The organism is Antarcticibacterium arcticum (genome assembly GCF_007993795.1).
Lineage (GTDB): Bacteria > Bacteroidota > Bacteroidia > Flavobacteriales > Flavobacteriaceae > Gillisia > Gillisia arctica.
Window position 1 is genome coordinate 545,619 of the sequence record NZ_CP042476.1, and the last position, 21,515, is coordinate 567,133.

General features: G+C 40.4%; 19 protein-coding genes and 1 pseudogene. 8 read left to right on the plus strand and 12 right to left on the minus strand.

Annotated elements, in window-relative coordinates:
- Positions 1–4: 4 nt before the first annotated feature.
- From FK178_RS02330 to FK178_RS02360, 7 genes are all read left to right on the plus strand, one after another.
- Positions 5–1,318: a TldD/PmbA family protein gene (locus FK178_RS02330; RefSeq protein ID WP_146830613.1), complete on the plus strand. Its 1,314-nt coding sequence runs from the start codon at positions 5–7 to the stop codon at positions 1,316–1,318.
- Between the two features lie 169 nt (positions 1,319–1,487).
- A complete protein-coding gene (locus FK178_RS02335) occupies positions 1,488–2,105 on the plus strand; it encodes a DUF4159 domain-containing protein (RefSeq protein ID WP_146830615.1) in 618 nt (205 codons plus the stop codon).
- Positions 2,106–2,116: 11 nt separating this feature from the next.
- A complete protein-coding gene (locus FK178_RS02340; RefSeq protein ID WP_146830617.1) occupies positions 2,117–3,130 on the plus strand; it encodes an AAA family ATPase in 1,014 nt (337 codons plus the stop codon).
- Positions 3,131–4,027, plus strand: a complete 897-nt coding sequence (locus tag FK178_RS02345; RefSeq protein WP_146830619.1) for a DUF58 domain-containing protein — start codon at positions 3,131–3,133, stop codon at positions 4,025–4,027.
- Between the two features lies 1 nt (position 4,028).
- Positions 4,029–5,324 carry a BatA domain-containing protein gene (locus tag FK178_RS02350; RefSeq protein ID WP_146830621.1) on the plus strand — a complete coding sequence of 432 codons (1,296 nt, stop codon included), beginning with the start codon at positions 4,029–4,031 and terminating at the stop codon, positions 5,322–5,324.
- A complete protein-coding gene (locus tag FK178_RS02355; RefSeq protein ID WP_146830623.1) occupies positions 5,321–7,540 on the plus strand; it encodes a glycosyltransferase family protein in 2,220 nt (739 codons plus the stop codon). Before FK178_RS02350 ends, FK178_RS02355 begins: the two co-directional genes overlap by 4 nt.
- Positions 7,530–9,269: a hypothetical protein gene (locus FK178_RS02360; protein WP_146830625.1), complete on the plus strand. Its 1,740-nt coding sequence runs from the start codon at positions 7,530–7,532 to the stop codon at positions 9,267–9,269. The genes FK178_RS02355 and FK178_RS02360 overlap by 11 nt, the downstream gene beginning before the upstream one ends.
- 308 nt (positions 9,270–9,577) lie before the next feature.
- On the opposite strand, the gene FK178_RS02365 is transcribed toward FK178_RS02360, so the two are convergent.
- From FK178_RS02365 to FK178_RS02395, 8 genes and pseudogenes are all read right to left on the minus strand, one after another.
- A complete protein-coding gene (locus FK178_RS02365; RefSeq protein ID WP_146830627.1) occupies positions 9,578–9,877 on the minus strand; it encodes a putative quinol monooxygenase in 300 nt (99 codons plus the stop codon).
- 28 nt (positions 9,878–9,905) lie between these two features.
- Positions 9,906–10,532 carry an HD domain-containing protein gene (locus tag FK178_RS02370; protein WP_240793883.1) on the minus strand — a complete coding sequence of 209 codons (627 nt, stop codon included), beginning with the start codon at positions 10,530–10,532 and terminating at the stop codon, positions 9,906–9,908.
- Positions 10,504–10,734 carry a DUF2179 domain-containing protein gene (locus FK178_RS15895; RefSeq protein WP_394345088.1) on the minus strand — a complete coding sequence of 77 codons (231 nt, stop codon included), beginning with the start codon at positions 10,732–10,734 and terminating at the stop codon, positions 10,504–10,506. The genes FK178_RS02370 and FK178_RS15895 overlap by 29 nt, the downstream gene beginning before the upstream one ends.
- A 60-nt stretch (positions 10,735–10,794) precedes the next feature.
- A pseudogene (locus FK178_RS15900) lies at positions 10,795–11,390 on the minus strand (YitT family protein); the annotation flags it as partial.
- 435 nt (positions 11,391–11,825) lie between these two features.
- On the minus strand, positions 11,826–12,470 hold the full coding sequence (locus tag FK178_RS02380; protein ID WP_168194544.1) for a hypothetical protein: 645 nt from the start codon (positions 12,468–12,470) through the stop codon (positions 11,826–11,828).
- A 217-nt stretch (positions 12,471–12,687) separates the two neighbouring features.
- The gene (locus tag FK178_RS02385) at positions 12,688–13,335 is read right to left on the minus strand and encodes a hypothetical protein (RefSeq protein ID WP_146830631.1); all 648 of its coding nucleotides are present in this window, start codon (positions 13,333–13,335) and stop codon (positions 12,688–12,690) included.
- Positions 13,336–13,648: 313 nt separating this feature from the next.
- Positions 13,649–16,201: an ABC transporter permease gene (locus FK178_RS02390; RefSeq protein ID WP_240793885.1), complete on the minus strand. Its 2,553-nt coding sequence runs from the start codon at positions 16,199–16,201 to the stop codon at positions 13,649–13,651.
- Positions 16,201–16,887 carry an ABC transporter ATP-binding protein gene (locus tag FK178_RS02395; RefSeq protein WP_146830633.1) on the minus strand — a complete coding sequence of 229 codons (687 nt, stop codon included), beginning with the start codon at positions 16,885–16,887 and terminating at the stop codon, positions 16,201–16,203. Before FK178_RS02395 ends, FK178_RS02390 begins: the two co-directional genes overlap by 1 nt.
- A 60-nt stretch (positions 16,888–16,947) precedes the next feature.
- Here FK178_RS02395 and FK178_RS02400 point away from each other — a divergent pair, with 60 nt between their 5' ends.
- Positions 16,948–17,634, plus strand: a complete 687-nt coding sequence (locus FK178_RS02400) for an arylesterase (RefSeq protein WP_146830635.1) — start codon at positions 16,948–16,950, stop codon at positions 17,632–17,634.
- A 5-nt stretch (positions 17,635–17,639) separates the two neighbouring features.
- Here the strand turns inward: FK178_RS02400 and FK178_RS02405 are convergent, their stop codons facing one another.
- Genes FK178_RS02405 through FK178_RS02420 form a run of 4 tightly spaced genes read right to left on the minus strand, consistent with a single transcriptional unit; the run spans position 17,640 to position 21,502 of the window.
- The gene (locus tag FK178_RS02405; RefSeq protein WP_240793886.1) at positions 17,640–19,067 is read right to left on the minus strand and encodes a glycosyltransferase family 2 protein; all 1,428 of its coding nucleotides are present in this window, start codon (positions 19,065–19,067) and stop codon (positions 17,640–17,642) included.
- Positions 19,068–19,074: 7 nt separating this feature from the next.
- Positions 19,075–19,905, minus strand: a complete 831-nt coding sequence (locus tag FK178_RS02410) for a hypothetical protein (RefSeq protein ID WP_146830637.1) — start codon at positions 19,903–19,905, stop codon at positions 19,075–19,077.
- Entirely contained in the window at positions 19,905–21,131 is a 1,227-nt protein-coding gene (locus FK178_RS02415; RefSeq protein ID WP_146830639.1) for a YaiO family outer membrane beta-barrel protein, read from the minus strand. The genes FK178_RS02410 and FK178_RS02415 overlap by 1 nt, the downstream gene beginning before the upstream one ends.
- A gap of 8 nt (positions 21,132–21,139) precedes the next feature.
- Complete coding sequence (locus FK178_RS02420; RefSeq protein WP_146830641.1) at positions 21,140–21,502, minus strand: response regulator transcription factor; 363 nt, start codon at positions 21,500–21,502, stop codon at positions 21,140–21,142.
- Positions 21,503–21,515 lie beyond the last annotated feature (13 nt).

The following is a 21,515-nucleotide window of genomic DNA, read 5'->3' on the forward strand; positions in this document are numbered from 1 at the left end:
TACAATGGCAATATATACAAAAGAAGAAGCAAGAAGGATCATGGAAAAAGCCCTGAGCTTTTCCACAGCCGATGCCTGCGAGATCTCCCTGGGGGGTAGCGAAAGCGGGAACATTCGCTACGCACGGAACACAGTTTCCACTTCCGGATACCGGTCTAATCAAAATTTAGCTGTTACTTCCAGCTTCGGAAAAAAATCGGGTTCAGCCACAATTGATGAATTTGATGATGCTTCCCTTCAAAAAGTAGTGGAAAGAGCTGAAGAACTGGCAAAACTCTCTCCTGAAAATCCTGAATTTATGGAGCCCCTGGGGCCTCAAACCTATGATGAGTCTGCAAGTTTTATTGAAGCTACAGCCAATATCACCCCCGAATACCGTGCACAGGTAGCGGCAAGTAGTATTAACCCTGCAGATGCAAAGGATGTTACTGCAGCAGGATTTTTAAATGATTCAGCCGGCTTCAGAGCTATTCTTAACTCCAGCGGACTTTTTGCTTACAACAAAGAAACAAATGTAGATTTTACCGTGACTATGCGTACCAATGATGGTACGGGGTCCGGTTGGGTCACAAGAGATTATAACGATATTTCAAAATTCGACGCAGCTGCAGCCTCCAAGATTGCTATAGATAAAGCTGTGATGTCCCGCGAAGCTAGAGCGATTGAACCCGGGAAATATACCGTGATCCTGGAACCTGCAGCTTCAGTAGACCTGTTGCGTAACATGAGGAGTTCTTTCAACGCCCGTACTGCAGATGAAGGCCGAAGTTTTATGTCTAAAGACGGCGGTACAAAATTGGGCCAAAAGATCGTTGACGAACGTGTGAATATATGGAGTGATCCTTTGCATCCGGAAGTTCCCACTTCAACATGGAATGGGGAGGGGATGCCTTTAAAGAAAACATCCTGGATCGAGAAAGGAGTAGTAAAAAACCTTGCTTACAGCCGTTACTGGGCCGGGCAAAAAGGGGTAGAGGCGGTGCCTTTTCCTCCAAATCTTATTATGGAAGGCGGAAGTGCTTCCCTGCAAGATCTTATTAAAGGAACCAAAAAAGGTATCCTGGTAACCCGGTTGTGGTATATTCGAGGGGTAGATCCTCAAACACTCTTATACACAGGCCTTACCAGAGATGGAACTTTCTATATTGAAAACGGTGAAATAAGATATCCGGTAAAGAATTTCAGATTTAATGAAAGTCCTATTATCATGCTTAACAATCTGGAAGCCCTTGGCCAGCAGGTAAGAATAGATGGAAATCTTATCCCTTATATGAAAATACGTGATTTCACTTTTACCAGTTTATCTGACGCTGTATAATTGATATAAAATAATCTAAACTGGTTGTGGTATTAATTCCTGCAACCAGTTTTTTAATTTTTGCACCGGCGGGGTTATAATTCATCTGTACGATTGTAAAAACTTAAATCAATATCCAACCAACCAAGAACTATAAAACCAGAAACCACTCACTACTCACTACTATTAAATGAGCAAATTCTTTTTCACTAGGCTTCAATATGAATCAGGGGACTGGGATGTGGATCAAAGAATGCCCTCCAACCTCCTTAATTCCCTTGTGGAATATACCACGCTGGATGTAGAGAAAACCGAGAATATCATTCCGTTAAGCAGTGAGGAGATCTTTAAATGCCCGTTCTGTTATATCTCCGGCCATAAACTGGTAGAATTTACCGCTGCGGAAAAAGCAAACTTTAAAAAGTACATAACCAATGGAGGTTTTGTTTTTGCCGATGACTGCAACCACGATATTGATGGCCTATTCGCCAAATCTTTTGAACGCCAGATGGAGGAAATATTTGGTGTTGGCCAATTAAAAAAGATCCCCAATAATCATGAGCTTTACAATGTTTTTTTTGAATTTGAGAACGGTCCTCCTACTACCTCCCAGGAACTAAACGGCTGGGGAGATGATCTAGTTCACGATTATTTAAAGTCAATTGAGGTCAATGGCAGGATAGGGGTACTTTACAGCAATAAGGACTATGGATGTGAGTGGGATTATGATTTCAGGAACAAACGATTTTATAAAATAGATAACACCCGCTTTGGGGTGAACATAGTGATGTATGCACTTACATCATAAAAAGGAAACATATGAATAAAGAATTGCAGGATCTGGATGTTGAGGTGAAAACCCTTACAGGCAAGCTGAATGATCTTAAGCTGGAAATTGGCAAGGTGATCATTGGCCAGGAGGAAACTGTTGAACAGTTGCTTACCACCTTCCTTGCCGGGGGGCATGCCCTCTTGGAGGGAGTTCCGGGGTTGGCCAAAACTTTAATGATACGAAGCCTTGCGCAGGCAATTGAACTGAAGTTTAAAAGGATCCAGTTTACACCGGACCTTATGCCATCAGATATTATTGGAACGGAAATCCTGGAAGAAGACCATACCACCGGCAAAAAGTTCTTTGAATTCAATAAAGGGCCTATTTTCGCAAATATCATCCTGGCCGATGAGATCAACCGTACCCCACCAAAAACCCAGGCGGCTCTCCTGGAAGCAATGCAGGAATTTGAGGTTACCTATTCAGGTACCACTTATAAACTGGACAGGCCCTTCTTTATTCTGGCCACCCAGAATCCTATTGAACAATCTGGAACCTTCCCGCTTCCGGAAGCCCAACAGGACAGGTTTCTTTTCTATATTAAAATTGGTTATCCCAATGAAACTGAAGAGACCAACATCCTGAAGCATACCACCGGCAGTAAAAAACAGGAAATAAAGCCTGTTATCAATGGAGAGGAGATCCTAAGGTTGCAACAGCTGGTGAGAGAGGTACCCATTAGCGATGAACTGGTATCCTATGTAAGCAGAATAGTTCGTGCCACCCGGCCTGAAACCACTGCGAGCGAATACGTAAAAGAATGGGTAAACTGGGGTGCAGGCCCGCGCGCGGGCCAGGCAATGATCTTAACTGCAAAAGCCAGGGCGCTGCAGTATGGAAGGCTGGCTGTAACTCCTGAAGATCTAAAACACGTGGCCTATCCCGTCCTTCGACACAGGGTCATTGTAAATTTTAAAGCAGAAGCGGAAGGCATCACCTCAGATGATGTTACGCGAAAACTTCTGGAACTAACCCCAATTGCTACAAAGGAAAGGAACTAAGTGAAGCAGGACTACCATGAGCTTTTAAAACCCGATGTTATTGGCTCGGTAAGCGGACTCGCGCTTATTTCCCGGATCATAGTAGACGGATATCTTAGTGGGCTCAATCACAGCAGGCGGGTAGGGCCGGGAATGGAATTCAGCCAGTACCGCGGGTACGAACCCGGAGATGATATGCGATTGCTGGATTGGAAAATGCTGGCCCGGTCCGGGCGGTATTACATTAAACAATCTGAAGTTGAAACTAATATTTCGGTGAAGTTTATTTTAGATTCCAGCAGGTCCATGCTTCATGAGGAGAACAGCCTTACAAAAATGGATTATGTGCGGGTGTTGGTAGCTTCCCTGGCGTATCTTGCGGGACAGCAGGGAGATGCTGTGGGCCTTTTCGCCTTGAATGACCGTAATCTCCATGCGCTTTATCCCCAAGTACAGAAACAACATTTTAACAGGCTGTTACTGGAATTGATCAATATCAAAAACGAGGGTAAATGGCCGGCAGATCCTAAAGCGACTCAAAAACTTCATGACCGCAGCCATAAAGAACTAATTTTCTTTATAACCGATATGTATGAAAATGCATCTGAACTCACCAATCTTATCATGAGACTAAAAACTCCGCGAAACGAAGTGGTGGTTATGCATGTTATGGGGAAAAGTGAAATGGAATTTGACTATAAGGGAACAGTAACTTTTGAGGACCTGGAAACAGGCGCAAGACTCAAAGTGGATGCGAAGGAGGCAAAAAGCAGGTATTTGGAGGCATTGGATCAAAAAATAAAAACCACCAGGGAAAACCTGCTTGCCAATGGAATAAGTTATGAGATCTTTAGCCTGGAAAATCATATTGGGGAAGCCTTGCAGGTATTTTTAAAAAAACGGATGAACTTACTGTAAAATGATCTTTCTAAACCCTTCATATCTCTGGGCATTACTCGGAATTGTTGTTCCTATTGCGATCCATTTATGGAGCCGAAAGGGAGGAAGGACCATTAAAATAGGCAGTATAGAATTCCTTCAGGAGAAAGACTCAAGACGGTCCAGCAGTATTAAATTGAATGAACTGTTACTCTTATTTCTTCGAATCCTGATAATATGTCTGTTGGTCATAATAATAGCAGAACCACGGCAAACTGTTAAAACAGAAAATTCACCTATCACCTACCTGGTAGAACCCTCACTTTTATATGAGAAGGAGGTAATGAATATCCTGGATTCCATTGAGGAGGATAATATAAAACTATTACAGCCGGGTTTTCCGGAATATGAAAAAGCAGATTTTAAAGGGCCTTTCCCAACTCCCAATTACTGGCAACTTTCCGCGGAAATGAATACGTTGAGAACAGATTCTATTGTTGTTTTTACCAGGGCCTATGTTGCCGGAGTGAAAGGGAAAAGGCCGGAAACAGGCAAAAAAATAAACTGGATCGTTCTGGATCCCGGCGATAATGAGAAAAAAATACTAAATGCCCACAAAAATGGAGCTGAAGTTATTCTTACTTATGCAGTTAATGAATATCTAAACCTGAAATTTGAAGAAGAGCGCACTTCTTTGAACAGCCAAGCTATTACAATTAATAGCTCCGGAGATAGTATCTCTGTTTCTGCTGAAGGCAAATTGAGAAGATTACCGCTTATACCTACCGATTCCTTAAAAATTCTGATGGTACATAATGATAGTCTGGATAATGAAGTAAGAATTTTAAAAGCCGGTTATAGGGCAATTGGAAGCTATCTGCAAATTCCGGTTGAGGTAAAAGTATTTACTGTTGATGATATTCCGGAGAGCAATGACAATCTGGATTTTTTGGTGTGGTTAAGTAATAAACCGGTTATAAAAACCGCGGTTCCAAAACTTATCTACAGGCCCGATAGTCTTGCCAATTTCCTGGTTGAAAAAACCTCTGTAGCAGATCAATATTACCTCACCCACCCGCTCACTTCAGAAGATATTATGGCAGCGCAATTGCCGGAAACTTTGCTGGGGCTGCTTCAGAATAATTCACATCTGGAAGAAATGCTTCCGCAGTATGATAAAAGGCAAATTGACCTGGGTGAATTTCAAACGGTTTATTCTGAAGATATTCTGGAAAAACAATTTGCAGTAAGTACAGATCTTTCAAAATATTTATGGATCCTGCTGCTGTTGCTACTTCTTGCAGAAAGAGGCCTGGCTTATCTTAGAAAACAATGAGAAGGGGAAAAAACATATTACGAAAATTTCAAAAGCGATGGCAGTTGCTGTTATGGCTGGAGATCTTTTTATATGGTTTTGGAGCGGGTATTTTTGTGGTGTTTCTTACCCAATCTTATCTTTGGGGGCTTGCTGCCTTTATACTTGTTGCAACTTTAACCCTCCTGTTTATAAGGCCCTGGGAAATCAGGTTGAAAAATGTTCACAGTTATATTGACCGGGAACTGCCCGCGATGGAATACAGCAGCCAGCTACTTCTGCAACCCCGGGAAGATCTTAGTCCACTGGCTCAGCTACAACAGAAAAACGTTATAAATGCACTGGAAAAAGATTTAGGGAAAATTAAACCTGAAAATAATTTAATGAGAGCGGGTGTAATTACTGGTTTTCTGGTTTTAATTGGATTTTTGGGCTTTCGCTTAGGGTGGGTGCAAGACTTTGAATTTAAACAATCTGTTTCAGAACAGGAAGAGCGCATTGTTTTACGTCCGGCAGATTCTGTAGCCGCAACTACTCAGCCTCCTTTACTGGAAAGTCAAAAGGTTAGTCTGCGATATCCCGCCTATACCGGGTTGCGCTCTGTTACTACTTCCAAAATGAACATCGAGGCGGTGGAAGGCACCCGGGTGTCCTGGGAGATCAGCTTTGATTCAAAAATAGACATTGCACAAATGGAAAGTATGGGGAATACTTATAAAATGAATTTTAGCAAAGGTGCGTATTCCGGGTCTTCCACGGTAAATGCTTCAGGTTTCTATAATTTCAGGTTTTTTGATACTTCGGGCGCCGCTTATGTAACAGATCTTTATTCTATTCAGGTGATACGCGATAAAGCGCCCGTTGTTGAAATACCCGGCCTGCCCCAATTTACTTCTTTTGAATATGATGATAAAAAAGTGATCGATCTTACCGCAATTATTTCTGATGATTTTGGGGTTGGCAACGCACATATTATCGCTACCGTCAGTAAGGGTACAGGGGAATCGGTAAAATTCAGGGAAGAGAAACTCAGTTTTGATTCTCAGGTTAAGGGTGGAAGTAAAAAACTGGAGCTGAGGAAAAGAATAGACCTGGACCAGATGAAAATGGGGGTAGGGGATGAACTCTATTTCTATGTGGAAGCAATAGATTTAAAACAGCCGCTGGCCAACCGTACCCGCAGTGAGACCTATTTTGCCGTAATTAAGGACACCGTCTCTTATGGTGCGGGAGTAGAAGGCACTCTGGGAGTTGACCTGATGCCGGATTATTTCAGAAGCCAGCGCCAGTTGATCATTGATACCGAAAAATTGATCTCTAACAGAAATAAGATTCCGAAAAAGGAGTTCAATTCTACCAGCAATGATCTTGGTTTTGACCAAAAAGCCCTTAGATTGAGATATGGGCAGTTCATGGGTGACGAATCTGAAGGCGGTATCGCAACTGCTGAAAACAATGAAATTTCAGGAGAAGAAGAGGATGATCCTCTGGCCGCATTTACACATGATCATGATGGCGATAATAAGCATAATCTGGTTGAACCAACCCACCAGGATCACGGTGACGAGGAGGAGGAAAATGAAAACCCTCTTGATAAATTCCTGCATGACCACGGCGATCCTGAGTCGGCCACGCTTTTTACAGATAACCTGAGAAGTAAGTTACGGCAGGCTTTGGATATTATGTGGGATGCAGAGCTGCACTTGCGTTTATATGAACCTGAAAAATCCCTGCCTTTCCAGTACAAGGCCCTTGCGCTTATACAGGAGATAAAGAACAGCGCACGTATTTATGTGCATCGTATTGGGTATGATCCCCCGCCCATAAAAGAGGAAGTGCGGCTTACCGGAAAAATTGAGGAGGTCTCAAATTATCTTAAAACAGCCGACCTTAAAAAACCGGAATCTGATCCCTATATGCGTAAGGCAATTCACAAACTGGAAGAATTGATTACAAAAGAAATTCCAATTTCTGCGGAAGATAAAAAAGTCTTTGAACTGGCAGGAAATGAGTTGGCCGAAAAAGCCATTGAATCTCCCGGGAAATATCTGCAAACCTTACAGGAATTGAAATGGCTTTCCGAAGAAAGGGAAATTCCGGTGGAACTTCTTCAAAGAGTGCAACGAGGCCTTCTTGATGGGATTTCCAAGCCGGAGGCCACTCCCGGGAAAGGAAACAAATACAGAGAGGAGATCAATAAATTATTTTTAAAGGAACTGGAAAAGAATGATCAATAACGTGGTGTTTTTGAATGAATCCTGGTTCCTGCCCATTCTTGGCGCGGCGATACTTCTATTGGTAGTCTTTCTGTGGAAAGAGTGGACCCTGGCCGGGAAACATCGGTTCATTATTAAAAGTACACTGGTATTTATTGCAGTTATTTCGCTGGTTCTTGTTGTTCTTAAACCGGCCATCCACATCCCTAAAAAAGGGGGAAATATAGCATTGCTTACCCCGGGATATGCTAAAGCGCAACTGGATAGCCTGAAAAAGGCAGAGCGAGGATTAAAATTATTCAATTACGAAGCCGGCAACCCGCTTCCTTCCCAGGTAAGTTCTTCCAAAAAAGTATTTGTGCTTGGCTACGGACTTAAGGAATTTGACTTATGGCAAATGGATGGGATTCCTGCATTGTACCTCAATACAGAGTTGCCGGAAGGGGTAATTAAACTTAATTATAAGGTTGAAAATTCTGTTGGAGATGACCTGGTGGTGCAAGGTCTTTATAAAAATCCTAAAGGCGGTTACCGGTTATTACTGGAAGGTCCAGGGGAAACAGGACTTGATTCAGTAGAATTAAACGGAGAAAATGAACAGGCGTTCAAAATGCTTGTTCCTCTAAAAGCTAAAGGCAATTATATATATTCCCTTACCGAAAAAGACGAAGAGGGAAGAATTATAAAAAAAGACATTTTACCGGTAAAAGTAGCCGAAAAAGAGGAATTGAGGATCCTTATCCTAAACGCTTTTCCAACCTTTGAGACCCGTTATTTAAAGAACTTTTTAGCTGAAGCGGGGCATGAGCTGGTGGTGCGCAGCCAGATCACCAGAAACAGGTTTAAATTTGAATATTTAAATACAGACCGAATTGGGATTGGCCGTTTAACGGAAGAAATCCTTGAACCGTTTGATCTTCTTATTGCAGATGCCTCCTCCTTAAGAGGATTTTCGGGAAGTGAAAGAAATGTTATTGGAAATATGGTGAGGGAACAGGGACTAGGAGTTTTTATCCAGCCGGATGATACTTATTTCAGTTCCCGCGGGCAATTGAATATTCTGAGTTTTATAAATTTCCCGAATACTGAGATAAATGACCTTCAATGGCCGAGCATTAAATTAAATGCATATCCCTACAGAATTAAAAAAGAGTTTGGAATCCGGGAAATACATGCCCCGGGGAATTCCATTGCAGCTGCCTATAAAAAAATGGGAGAGGGGAAAATTGGAACTGCGGTTTATTCAGATACCTGGGAATTGCTCCTGGAAGGAAATGATCAGGCATACCGGCAAATTTGGTCAAAGCTGATAGAAGAAGTAAGCAGGAAGGAATTTTCTACTGCGTCCTGGAACACTGTAGCAATAAGTGGCCAAATAGATGAACCTTTTGAATTCGAGCTGCGAACCGAAATTGAAGATCCGTTTGTAACAACCGGCGGAGGGAGCAATATTCCTTTAATACAGGATACCTCAATTCCCTATTTATGGAGAGGTACTACCTGGCCCCGCGAAAGTGGATGGAATATCCTGCACCTGGATACAATATCAACCTATCACTTTTATGTGGAGGATGGCTTGCAGGGAACCACGCGTGATGATGTACAAATACTACAGGCAAACAAAAGATATTTTAATGCGGAGATTGTAGAGGGGCAAGGCTACAGCCCATTGGAACCTGTAAATCCATTATGGTTTTTTGGGTTATTTCTTATTTGTATGGGAGGTTTATGGCTTGAACCAAAACTTTAAATGAGGATAAAAAAATACCCCCTGTAGGGAGAGGGATTTTGGAGGCAGGAACAAAATATTTTATTCGGCCCATATTTAAATAACCAAAAGTTCTAGGATTATATTCTCCAGTTTGACCTGATCATGGCACTAACTAAATTTATAAATTAGAAGACCTTTAAGTTCGATTTCTACTTTAAATTTAAAAAATTAATTCCTCAAAATGATCGAATAATATTCATAATCGTCTAAAAACCCATTAAGCCAATGAAATGCATGCCACTTTCAATAATGCAGGTTTTCTGTAAGGTTTGGCCTTCTTAATTTTTTCAGGCGGTAAATGTTTTAATGGTTTCCCATTGGGTAATTTCAGGCGCTCCCGAAAGAAATTCTCTCGACGTACGCATAAATTCAATTAGGTGGGGAGTGTTCTTATGCTCACCGTTATAATAATTCCCATCTTTCCACTCCTCGTACAACAGAATATTTTCAGGATCATTAAGATCTACATTCATTTTAATGCTTATAAAATAAGGTTCCTCAAGTACAATTTCTATGAGGGAGGTTAAGGCGGCAATGGCCACATCGTTTTTTCCGGGCAGGATCTTATATTTCACAATTACTACCATTTCTAAAAATTTAAGGTGTTATTAAAACTTATTTATTTGGCCAAACCAGATACCGTTCTTTTACTGAATTAAGATTGAGCTGTTTCATAGGTTCCCTGTTTTTTCGGCAAAAATTGGTGTGGTAGGAATGACGCGACAGGAAATCAATCTGTATATTATCCCATTCTTTTGGAGATAGTTTGGGGTTAAAATGTAACATTTCCCTATAAAGATTATCTCCAAATTTTTTAAAATTTTCTGTACCAAGGTATTCCAGGTCGGCATCGGCCACTATTTTTTCAAGAATATTAGTTGGTTTTTGCGGGATATTTGTGGCCTGTATCATACCACACACTGTATCGATTTCTGCCCTGGTTAATTGTGTGCCCAAAAGTTCGCGGGAGGCCAGATCACAACCCAGTTCCTCGTGGTTTTCATGATCAATTAAAAATCCTGCATCATGATATAATGCGGCTATTTTTACCAGGAGTAAATTTCTGCCGCTAATGTTTTCCTGCACCGCAATTTTCTCTGCCTGCTCCAATACATATTGGGTATGGGCAGCATTATGGTAGGTTAACCACTCGGGAAGATCCTTTTCCAGGGCTCCAATCACTTTGGAATATATTTCGTTAAAAATGCTCATATTAATGTCCATGGCTTGTATGTTTTCCAAGACCGCCTTTAACTTCCTTGATCCTTTGCACATAGAAAAAAGCATTGGGATCTATATTGTTAATTGCTTCCTTGATCCTGTGAATTTCAATTCTTGTCACAATAGTCATGACAATATCACAGTCGTGTTTCACATTAAATGAATTGGGAAGATACCCCCTTTCTCCTTTATAGACTGTTATAGCTTTACCAAAATCATTCACAATGAGTGATTTAACCGCCTCATATTCTTTGGAAATAATAGAAAGCGCTGTAAATTCCTCAAATCCGTCTACTACGTAGTCGGAGGTTTTCATGGCAGTATAATATACCAATATTGAATACATCGCCGTTTCGATCCCAAATTCAAAGGCTGCCCCTATGAAGAGCAGTGAATTGAAGCTCATTATAATTTCACTGGTTGAAAATCCTATTCTTTTATTAGTGTAATGAGCTATGATCTCCAACCCGTCTATTACTCCGCCTCCTCTAATAACCAGCCCAATTCCCAGTCCAATAAAGAATCCGCCAAAAACGGCTATTAAAACTTTGTCGCTGGTCACCTGGGGAAAAGTAATAAATGTCATTAAAAATGCCAGTAACAAAACGGCCAGCAACGCGTTTACGCTAAAAGTCTTGCCAATATTCCTGTACCCCAGGTATAAAAAAGGAAGATTAAAAACAATGAGGCAAGCGCTAAAGGGATGTGAAAAACCTCTTCCATTAGGATTGAAATACCTGTAATTCCACCATCAAGAAAATGGTTGGGTATCATAAAACCCTGTAAGGCAATAAGGGCAGAAAATACTCCTAAAATGGTGTAGGCCATTGATGAAAGTGAAAAGATGGATTTCCAGTTAATGGGAGTAGAACTATTCATATTATTTTCAATATATATTATTACCTAATTATCAAGCACAGAGAAATATTGACGTTGTTATTCATTGGAATCCAATACAACTTATACAATAATTGGTATTAGATATTATTCAAGTAAAAAATTACCCCTGAAATGATGAGGAGATCAGGAAAATTTTTGCCGGGTCGTTAAGCCGTAGTAGGGGAGCTTATAAAAATAAAATAGTAAAAGAAAACCTAAGTCTTACTGTTTAAACTTTTTGTTTTTCAACGTAAATTAGTGGGGATTTAAGTTGCCTAAAGTTTATTATTTTAAAAAAATGATTAATAGTATTATTAATCTATTTTAAATTTAAGAATAATTTTCCAGATCGCTCAATAGTTATTTTTATTAAAGTACAAACCCTTCTCAATTTAAGAGAAAGTTGTACCAAAGGTAACTACAAAGACTGTTAAATTAAATTCGGGATTCAGAGAGGGAGGACTCAGGGTTCTTCCTTTTTAATTTCAGGCTGTAATTAATTCCTATGAGCCATAGAAGAACCAGGGCAAAAGTTATCTTTTGGAGCAGGGGTAATATTTCAACCCACTCCCTGCTGTAATAGATATAATTATTTACGGCAAGCAGGAGGATACAGAATAATCCCCCAAATTTTAACGCCTTTAAATTGCTATTGTACACCTCGAAAATGATCCCAACCAGTGTAAAGAGTCCAAATAAACTGGAAACAGCAATCATGACACTATGATATCTTGTAAATACCAGGATGGCACATATCATGGAAATTGTACCACAAATCATAATTACCTTTTTCCAAACCGGATGATTTGCAAAGTTACCGGCGAATCTTATAAATAGGGACATTAAGCTTATACACAGGATCATCATGGCCGAAACCGCCACCGGACTTGCAGGATTGGGCTCCAGATTCATCCCATTCTCATTCATAAGATCACACCAGTAATTATGCACCCAGTCAAAACCTTCTGAGTTTATATTGGCCTGGGAACCTCCCGGATATAAAGTGGAAGAATAAGCATAAAGCGCTCCAAAGATCAATATTCCCAATGTGGGAAAGATCTCCAGAAACCGGGTATACATCTTTTTATAGCTCAAATTAAAATTGTAATATGACTTTTTAAATATAGATTTAATTTAAAAGCGGTGGAAGTCACGGTCAAATTTTTTTGTCATCTCCTCAATCTCTTCTACCTTTTTTTCGCAATGATGAAACAGGCTTAGGAATTCGGCATTTTTTGATTTATCCAAAAAAAAAAGCAGGGCGTAAGCCCTGCCAGTTTTATATGAAATTTTAATTTTAGTAGTTACACTGCACATTGCAGGTACGCGCACTCGCAAACCACAACACTTCTTTTTGTATGGTTACTGAAGATTTTCCACCGGCTCTTGTACAAGCATCAACAGCATTTTGACAATCAGCACTTAAAGTGTTAGCGGACATTTCGATCATAGACCCAAGAACGTTTGCTGAAATGGAAACACAAGGCCATTCATGACATTTTTGATCCTGAGTTGTGAATGCCTCCCCGAATTTGTAGGTTACAGATTTATAAATTTTTCCTGTGCTAAGTTCCACATCAAATTTAAGCAGGCCTTTTTTAACCTCTTCAAAATGGTAAAACCTAATGAATTCATCAGTTTCAGGATTGGTAATTACCAATTCTTCTCCTGCATGTTTGGAGATCCCTCCGGAAGCTTTATAGTTGATTCCGTTGGTGAAAACAAAATCATAAGCTCTTTCCTCATTGTTAAATCTAACGGTTTCACCTGAATTTTTAAAAACATAGGTAGTTGACTCGATTTCTAAAAAGCCATTATTATCAAGTGCAAGTTCCTGGTCAAGAGCACTAAGATCTAGTGTCTCTTCAGTATCGCTGGAGCAGGATTGCAGACCAATAGATAGGAATAAGATTGCAGTGATTAATTTAAAAGTAGGTTTTTTCATTGTTTGATTGATTTAGGTTAGTTTGGGGTTTTAAAAAATATAGAAAAATTTATTACCGGCTAAATGGCTGGCATTAAATAAATTCAGGATGTAAATTTATTAAAAATTTGTTAACCAAATGTAATAAATGTAATGTTTTATCGGAAAAATGTGTATTTAAACGAGTATTTCTGTAGAAATTCTTCGGAAGAAATTTTCTCTTAACGCTATTTTGTTTAATTTTTAAACGTGGAAGGGGATTTTAAGCTCCTAATTTTCCGGATATCTAGTTGCTTATGTTTTTTTAATTCGTGGATATTCAGCAATAAAAAAATTATTTTCCTTCTTTTCTTAATACTTCCAGGGGTGGGCTTTTGATAACACTTATGCTGTTACTCAATCCTATTAACATTACCAGAAGACTAATTGCCGGAAATAAAATAAGGAATGGATACAACGAGGGAATAAACGGGGAATCAAAAACCTGCCACGCGAGAAGCTGGCTGCTAAATAGTGACAGTAAAATTCCCGAAAGCGCCCCCAGGACTCCCAGGTACATATATTCCAGGGCAAGGATCTTGAGGATTTGATTGCTCTTCGCACCTAAGGTTCGCAGTAACACACTTTCTTTAATACGCTGAAATTTACTGGTACGTACCGCACCCAACAGTACAATGATGCCGGTAAGTATACTGAAAAATGCCATAAAATTAATAAGCCAGGAGATCTTGTTAAGCAGGCCCTCTATTACCGTGATCACCTGCCTAAGGTCAATAATAGTTACATTGGGAAAATCCCGTACCAGGTCCTGCTGCAGGGATGCTGAGGCCTCTTCGTTTGAAATTTTGGTAGTGAGGACCCTGAACTGGGGAGCATCCTCCAGCACCCCCACCGGGAAAATTATGGAGAAGTTGAGTTGCATGCGGCTCCAGTCTACTGTTCTAATACTACCCACAACGGTATTAAGTAAAACGCCCTGCACATTAAAGCTTAGTTTATCACCTACGCCCACCTTTGCATCATCAGCAAAATTATCGCTTATGGAAATGGGGATGACCTCTGTTCCCTGGGCTGTGGGAATCCAGTTCCCGTCCTGTAAGGCTTCAGAAGCGATAAGGGAATCGCGGTAAGTAACCCTAAATTCATGGTTCAGGATCCAGCGGTTCACATTTGCCGTGGTGTCTTCCCTGATGGAATTTACAGAGCGCCCGTTGATACTATGTACCCGCATGGTAACTATGGGAATATCATCTATTAGCCTAAGGTCCTTTTGCATTATGGTATTTGAGATGGAATCTCTTTGGCCGGTTTGAACATCAAGAAGGATCATATTAGGACTACTTACATTTGATTCCAAAGACGCCTGAGCCAGCAGAATATCCTTTGTAAAATATAAGGTACTTATAAGAAAAGTTCCTACCCCAATTGCAAGTATTAGGGTAAGGGTCTGGTTTTGGGGCCTGAAAAGATTGAGAAGGCTTTGTCTCGCAGGAAATCCCCAGGATGAAGGAAAAAATTTTCTTATAGCATTCATAAAGAGTTTTGCAACCCCGGCCAAAATGGAGAAAGTTATAATTATTCCGGCAACAAAGGCCAGCGAATACCTCCAGTCCCTTAATAACCAGTATGAAAACAGGAGAATAAAACAAAAAATTCCAAACAATACCAATAATCCGGCTTTGCCCGATTTTGATTTGGTTTCATCCTGGATTCGCAGGGCCTGCAGTGGGGAAATATATAAGGTTCCCATTAATGGATAAAGCGCAAAAAGCACCGACATAAAAATTCCCAGGAGTAATCCCATCACAATTACCTGCGGGGAAAAGGTCATAGTAACATCTACCGGTAACAGGTCTCCTAATAATAGCGGGAATAACTGTTGAAGGAACAGCCCTGCAACGGTTCCAATAATACCACCCAATAACCCCATAACCCCAATTTGGATAAGGTAAATCAGGAAGGTTTGCCGTTTGGTAGCTCCAATACATTTGAGTACCGCTACGGCCCGCAGTTTTCCTTTTATATAAATATTAATGGCACTGGCAATTCCTACACAGCCCAGCAAAAGGGCTATAAAAGCTACAAGATTAAGGAACTTGCCAAAATTATCATATCTGCGGCCCAGTCTTTCACTGGTAGAAGTATGAGTATCAAGATCTGCTTCCAGGTTATCAAGTACATTAGAAAGATCATTATCAAGCTGTTCCATATTCATTCCGGGAGCAGCAAAATAAAATTCATAATTAACCCTGCTTCCGGTTTGCACAAGACCGGTTTGTTCTATTAATTTATAAGGAATAAGTACCGGTGGCGCCACCGAACTAAATATCGAGGTGCTTCCCGGCACAGCATGTAATGAAGCCAGGACAGGAAGGCTTATGTTGCCAATTTTTATACTATCTCCCGGTTTAATGCCTAATTGAAGCATTACAGTAGCATCTACCAAAGCAGCGTTTTGGGTATGATAAAGGTCTCCGGCATTTTCGGGTTCTGTTTCCAACTCCCCGTAAAAAGGAAAACCCGGTTCAATTCCACGAACCTGCACCAGTTTGGTGGCATTGGTGCCGGTAAAAGCTGCCATAGACACAAAACCTATTTCCCTGGCATCTGCACCCCCCAGAGAATCAATTATTCCAAGCACCTTTTCGTTGGGCTCTTTGTTGCTGTCTATCTTAAAATCGGCACCCATCAGGGATTTGGACTGCAGTGAAATATTGTTTTTTAAATTTTCGCCAAAGGATTGAATGGAAACCACCGCAGCAATTCCCAAAACAATAGAGGCCATAAAAAGAGATAGTTTCCTGCCGCTTGCTTTTCCATCCCGCCAGGCCATTTTTAAGATCCAGCCAAACCGGGGCTTTGAGAAGTTGTTAGTGTTATTTTCCATTATACTGCGGGAGTTGAATTCTCAAGGATCCTGCCCCCCTTTAACCGAAGGATCTTCTGAGTTTTTTGTGCCAGTTCCAGGTCATGGGTTACTATTACCAGCGTGGTGCCATGCTCCTTATTAAGCTCAAAAAGGAGTTCGATCACTTTTTCGCCCGTTTCAGCATCAAGGTTACCAGTGGGTTCATCGGCAAAAAGTATAGATGGACGGTTGGAAAAGGCCCTTGCCACAGCAACGCGTTGTTGCTCGCCCCCGGATAGCTGAGAGGGATAATGGTCAAACCGGTCTCCCAGTCCCACCTTTTCAAGTAATTTCCTGCTTATTTGTAACGCATTCTTTGCGCCCTGCAATTCCAATGGAACTGCTACATTTTCAAGGGCGGTAAGTGTAGGAAGCAATTGAAAGTCCTGAAATACAAAACCAATATTTCTATTGCGCAACACAGCCCGTTCATCTTCAGTGAGGCTACTTAGATTTGTGCCACACAACTCAATTTTTCCACCATCAGGCCTGTCGAGGCCAGCACACAAACCAAGCAAGGTGGTTTTCCCGCTTCCGGAAGGGCCTACAATGGCGAAGGTTTCCCTTTCTTCTATATCAAAACTTATATCGTGAAGGACCGTAAGTTTTTTCGATCCGCTGGAATAGGTTTTCTCCAGGTGATGAACGTTTAATATCTTTGCCATCTTTGTTGTATATTATCTTTCTTCAAAATAAAGAAATGTATTTGATTTAACCCCGGTGCTATGAGAAACTTGTTAGGATTTTATGTTTTGTTGGGCTTTTTATTATTTGTTTCCTGTGGGGAAAAGGCCAAAAAGGATGAGGGGCCCCGCCCGCAACAAACCAATGAAACTCTTTATTCCAAAGTGGAGCAGAGAGGGGTGATCCTTTTCTTTGGTACAAGTTTAACGGCAGGAATGGGGCTGGATAGTGAAGAGGCTTTCCCGGCAGTAATTCAGCAAAAAATCGATTCCCTGGATCTTGGATATGAAGTTGTTAATGCGGGGCTTAGTGGTGAAACGAGCGCTGCGGGGAAGAACCGTATAGGTTGGGTTCTCAAACAAAAAGTTGATGTTTTTGTGCTTGAAATAGGAGCAAATGATGGTCTTAGGGGAGTTCCTATTGAAGAGACCCGAAAAAATTTACAGGCTATCATTGATACCGTGAGGGCAAAAGGTCCTGATACCGAAATAATTCTCGCGGGAATGCAAATCCCTCCAAATATGGGTCAGGCGTACGCAACAGAATTCCGGGAATTGTTTCCCTCCCTTGCACAGGAAAATGACCTGTATCTTATTTCTTTTCTATTGGAAGATGTAGGCGGTAACCCAAAATTGAATCAACAGGACGGGATACATCCTACTGCTGAAGGTCAAAAAATACTGGCAAGGAATGTATGGGAAGTATTATATCCTGTAATTAGTAAATAAAAATATTATGTAGGTTTTTTATCAAAACCTGTACGGGTCATATCACCCCAACCTTTATTTCCACTCAATTTTTCCCAATTTCCCTTGAGCGCAGCATACACTGTAAAAGGATGAAAAATGAGAGGTTCCAACAGGGCCACAAGTGTAAGCTTTTTCAGGTCGGCTATGGTTTCATATCTTTTGAAAGTAGACTCTTCGGTATACAAAGCCATCATAGAAAACATCACTGCAAAAAGATACACAAGCAATAGGAAAAGCAGGAAAAATTTCCAGCTTATAATCCCAAATGCCACAAGAACGATAGTAATTAAAATTCCGGTTACCTCAATAATTGGGGCGTAATATTCGGCAAAAAGCCAATAGGGATAACTTAATAGCCCCAGGGTTTTATATTTTGGATTAAACATCATTTTCCTGTGGGTCCAAAGGGTTTCTATGGTACCACGCATCCAGCGACTGCGCTGTTTTCCAAGGATTTTATAACTCTCCGGTGCCTCGGTCCAGCATAAGGGGTCCGGAATATATTGTACTACATAAGATTCTTTACGGTCTATCATATGCCTTCTCATTCTAACTATGAGTTCCATATCCTCACCCACCGTATTTGTATCGTAGCCGCCGCTTTTTATGGCTATTTCCCTGTCAAACATACCAAATGCACCGCTTATAATAAGTAATCCATCGAGTTTACTCCACGCCATCCTCCCAAGGATAAATGCCCGCAGGTATTCTATAACCTGTATGCGGGCCAGAAAATTATCGGGTGCTTTGACTTCTATCAATTTTCCCGATTTAATTATACAGGAATTAGCAATTCTTACCACTCCACCGGTGGCGATAACCTTTTTATCTGATTGCTCTAAATAGGGTTTTGCAAGTTTTAGCAGGACATCCTTATCCATTATACAATCCACATCTATGCATACCACATATGGATTTTTAGAAAGGTTCATTCCGGTATTAAGGGCATCGGCCTTGCCGCCGTTAAATTTATCTACTACAATTAATTTAGAAAATGCAGGATTTGAAGAAACATATATAGCCTTTACTTCTTTGGTGGGTATCTCAGGCAGGTATTGCATTCCGGAACTTACTAGTTCAAAAGCCTTTATAAGAACGGGAATAGAATCATCTTTACTCCCGTCATTCACCACGATCACATCAAAATTGTTGTAATTAATTGCCAGGAGGGAACGTACATTTTCCTGTATGGTTTTACCTTCATTATATGCAGGGGCAATTAGCGAAACCCGGGGTGCACTTTCCAGGGAGAGCAGCGCATTGTAATTTACAAACCTGTTTTTTTTTAGGTAGGCTTTTAATGAAACGCCGGAGATAATGGCCAGAATTATATAAGAGATCATTACAAAGACTGCAAAGAAAATGATGAGATAATTAAATATCTGGATAAAAATATCAATTGAGTTCGCCATATCCGTATTAATGTATTTGTTCCAGTTTTTTTAATCCTACATTTATTTCCTGTTTGAGCCGCGAATTAGTGGTATGTTGATGAAAGGAAAATAAGGCATCATAATGTACCACCAATTTATAATGGGTTATAAGCCGAATAGTTAGTAACGCAAGCGATTCATTCTTACTGTCCAATAATTCGTGCAGGTCTGGGGGAGCGGGAATGTTGAATTTTTTAACCATATACAGGATATTGCTTTGTATCCAGTCATTCAAATAAATAGAAGATTTCCTGAACTTAAATAATTCCTGAAGGCCTTGCAATTTAATCATTCCAAGCAAAGCTTCGGTTTGTACTAGACTGTTTCTATGGTCTTTTAAATATTGAATCTTTTGATATGCCTTTACATAATTCATCCCCGAGAGATCCCTGATACCTTCTACTACAAATTTCCATTTTTCTGAATTTAATTTCTCCATTGAGTATTGCGCGAGTCCCGATTCCGAATAAAATTGCTCCAGCCGGGTGCTGTAATTTCCGCTGTAATTATTGTGAAGGGAAATAATAGACTTTATAGCCACCCTCTTATAAAGCGGATTATTGATATGATTATTAAAACTTTCAGATTTAAGAATGCTTTCAATTTCTTTATTTGAAAAAAGAAACGAGAATAGGATCTCATCTATATTATCCTGGTATAATTTCTTTTGTCTCCGCTTTTTTATTCTCCTCACCTTTTTGAATAAAGTCATACTAAAGAATAGCAAAGCGGTGAGAAAAATCAAAAATATTACCAGCAAAAGCACCTGTTCTGTATGTAGCTGTTTTTCAATTAAGTTTTCAACTAAAAGTATCATTAAAATCGGGTGCTAAGATTTAACTGGGTATTAAAACGGTTTCTGAAATTTGCAGGGGTAAATTCCTCTCTTTCGTACATGAGGATAGGCTGAACAAAAAAGTTGTCGGCGATCCTGAATCTCAGGTTTATACCTGCGCGATAGGAATTCATTCTTAAAAGATCATTGGTTACAATAAAATAATAGGGGATCCCGCCATACTGCAGGTCCAATTGCACATAGGCCTCCCTCGAGTCAAAAGATCTTCGGAATTTAAGAGCATGAGATACAAACCAATTGTTGTTTTCTGAAATTAAAAATGGCCTGTACCCCAACTGGTAATCTCCTAATACTGCCGATACACTTCCTGTGAACATAAGTACCTCTGCGGCAGAAAATTTTAAATACCGCGCACCTGCAGAGCTGCTTAATTTTTTGAAATTATAATAATATTCCCCTCCCATTCTCAATCCGGGAAAAACACTGTTATTATCAGAAAATCCAAGATTAAGATATAGGTAGGAATTTTTTGAAATTTTGGGATAGGCGTCCACTTCTCCCTGTACTGCCGAATTTCCAAACGTATGCCCGTAATTCACCCTTAAAGAATAGGGAATTTTAATTCCTTTTCTCGCATATTCCAGATGGGCGAGATGCCAGGGGGAGGCCCCCGGATTGCTGAAGGAAGTGTTTAAATATCCAATTGTAATAAGATTTTTCTGCCTTCCTAACAATTCAGTGCGTAGGTATGAGGCACTTTTAAATAGTTCAGAATTCAGGGATACCTGCGATAAGACCTCAATTGCCGCTGCACTATCGCCGGTTCTTTCCATCGCCAGTGCCTGATAGAGCAAATACTGGTCTCCCTGCGACGGAAAAATTTCCAAAGCAGTTTTTGAAAGATTAAGCAGTTTTTCATAATCCTGGGATGCGAGAAATATTTGTAACTGCAGGTCCACGGGCTCCTGCTTTAATTTTTCAGCAGCAAATAAAGGGGTGAGCTCATTAGTTGCCTTTTCATAATCCTTGTTCCAAAAATTCAATCGGGCCAGGTAAAGACGGAAATCGTCATTTTCCGGATAGGCGGCAACCAGGATTTCCATTTGAGCTATCGCCGTGTCAAAATCATTCTGCCGTGCCAATTCCCGAACATTCTCAAAACTTGTTTCGGGATTGGTTTGGGAAACAGCGGGAAAACAGCTGGTTAAACATATAAAGACTATACAAAAGCGGTAGAATAGGATCATTTTTAAATTTATCTCTTTAATTTTTCAATCCTTTTTAAAAGCACATTTGGACTAAAGGGTTTGGAAATAAACTCATCGGCCCCCAGGTCAAATACCTCAATTTCTGTAGATTCTACCCCAGAGGAGGTGAGAACCATAATAGGAAGATGTGCATCTGCAATTTGACGGGTGGTATGTATTACCTGCTGCCCTCCTGCAAAGGGAAGGTTAAGGTCTGTGATCACAAGGTCCAGGTCCCTGACATGGGTTTCAATATAGGAAATGGCATCCAGGCCATTGTTAAAAGGAATTACAATATGGGTATTTGACCTTAAAAAGAACGTGAGAGATTTTAATAACATTTCATCATCTTCAACCAGTAGAATATTCATAAGTAGGGGCTTA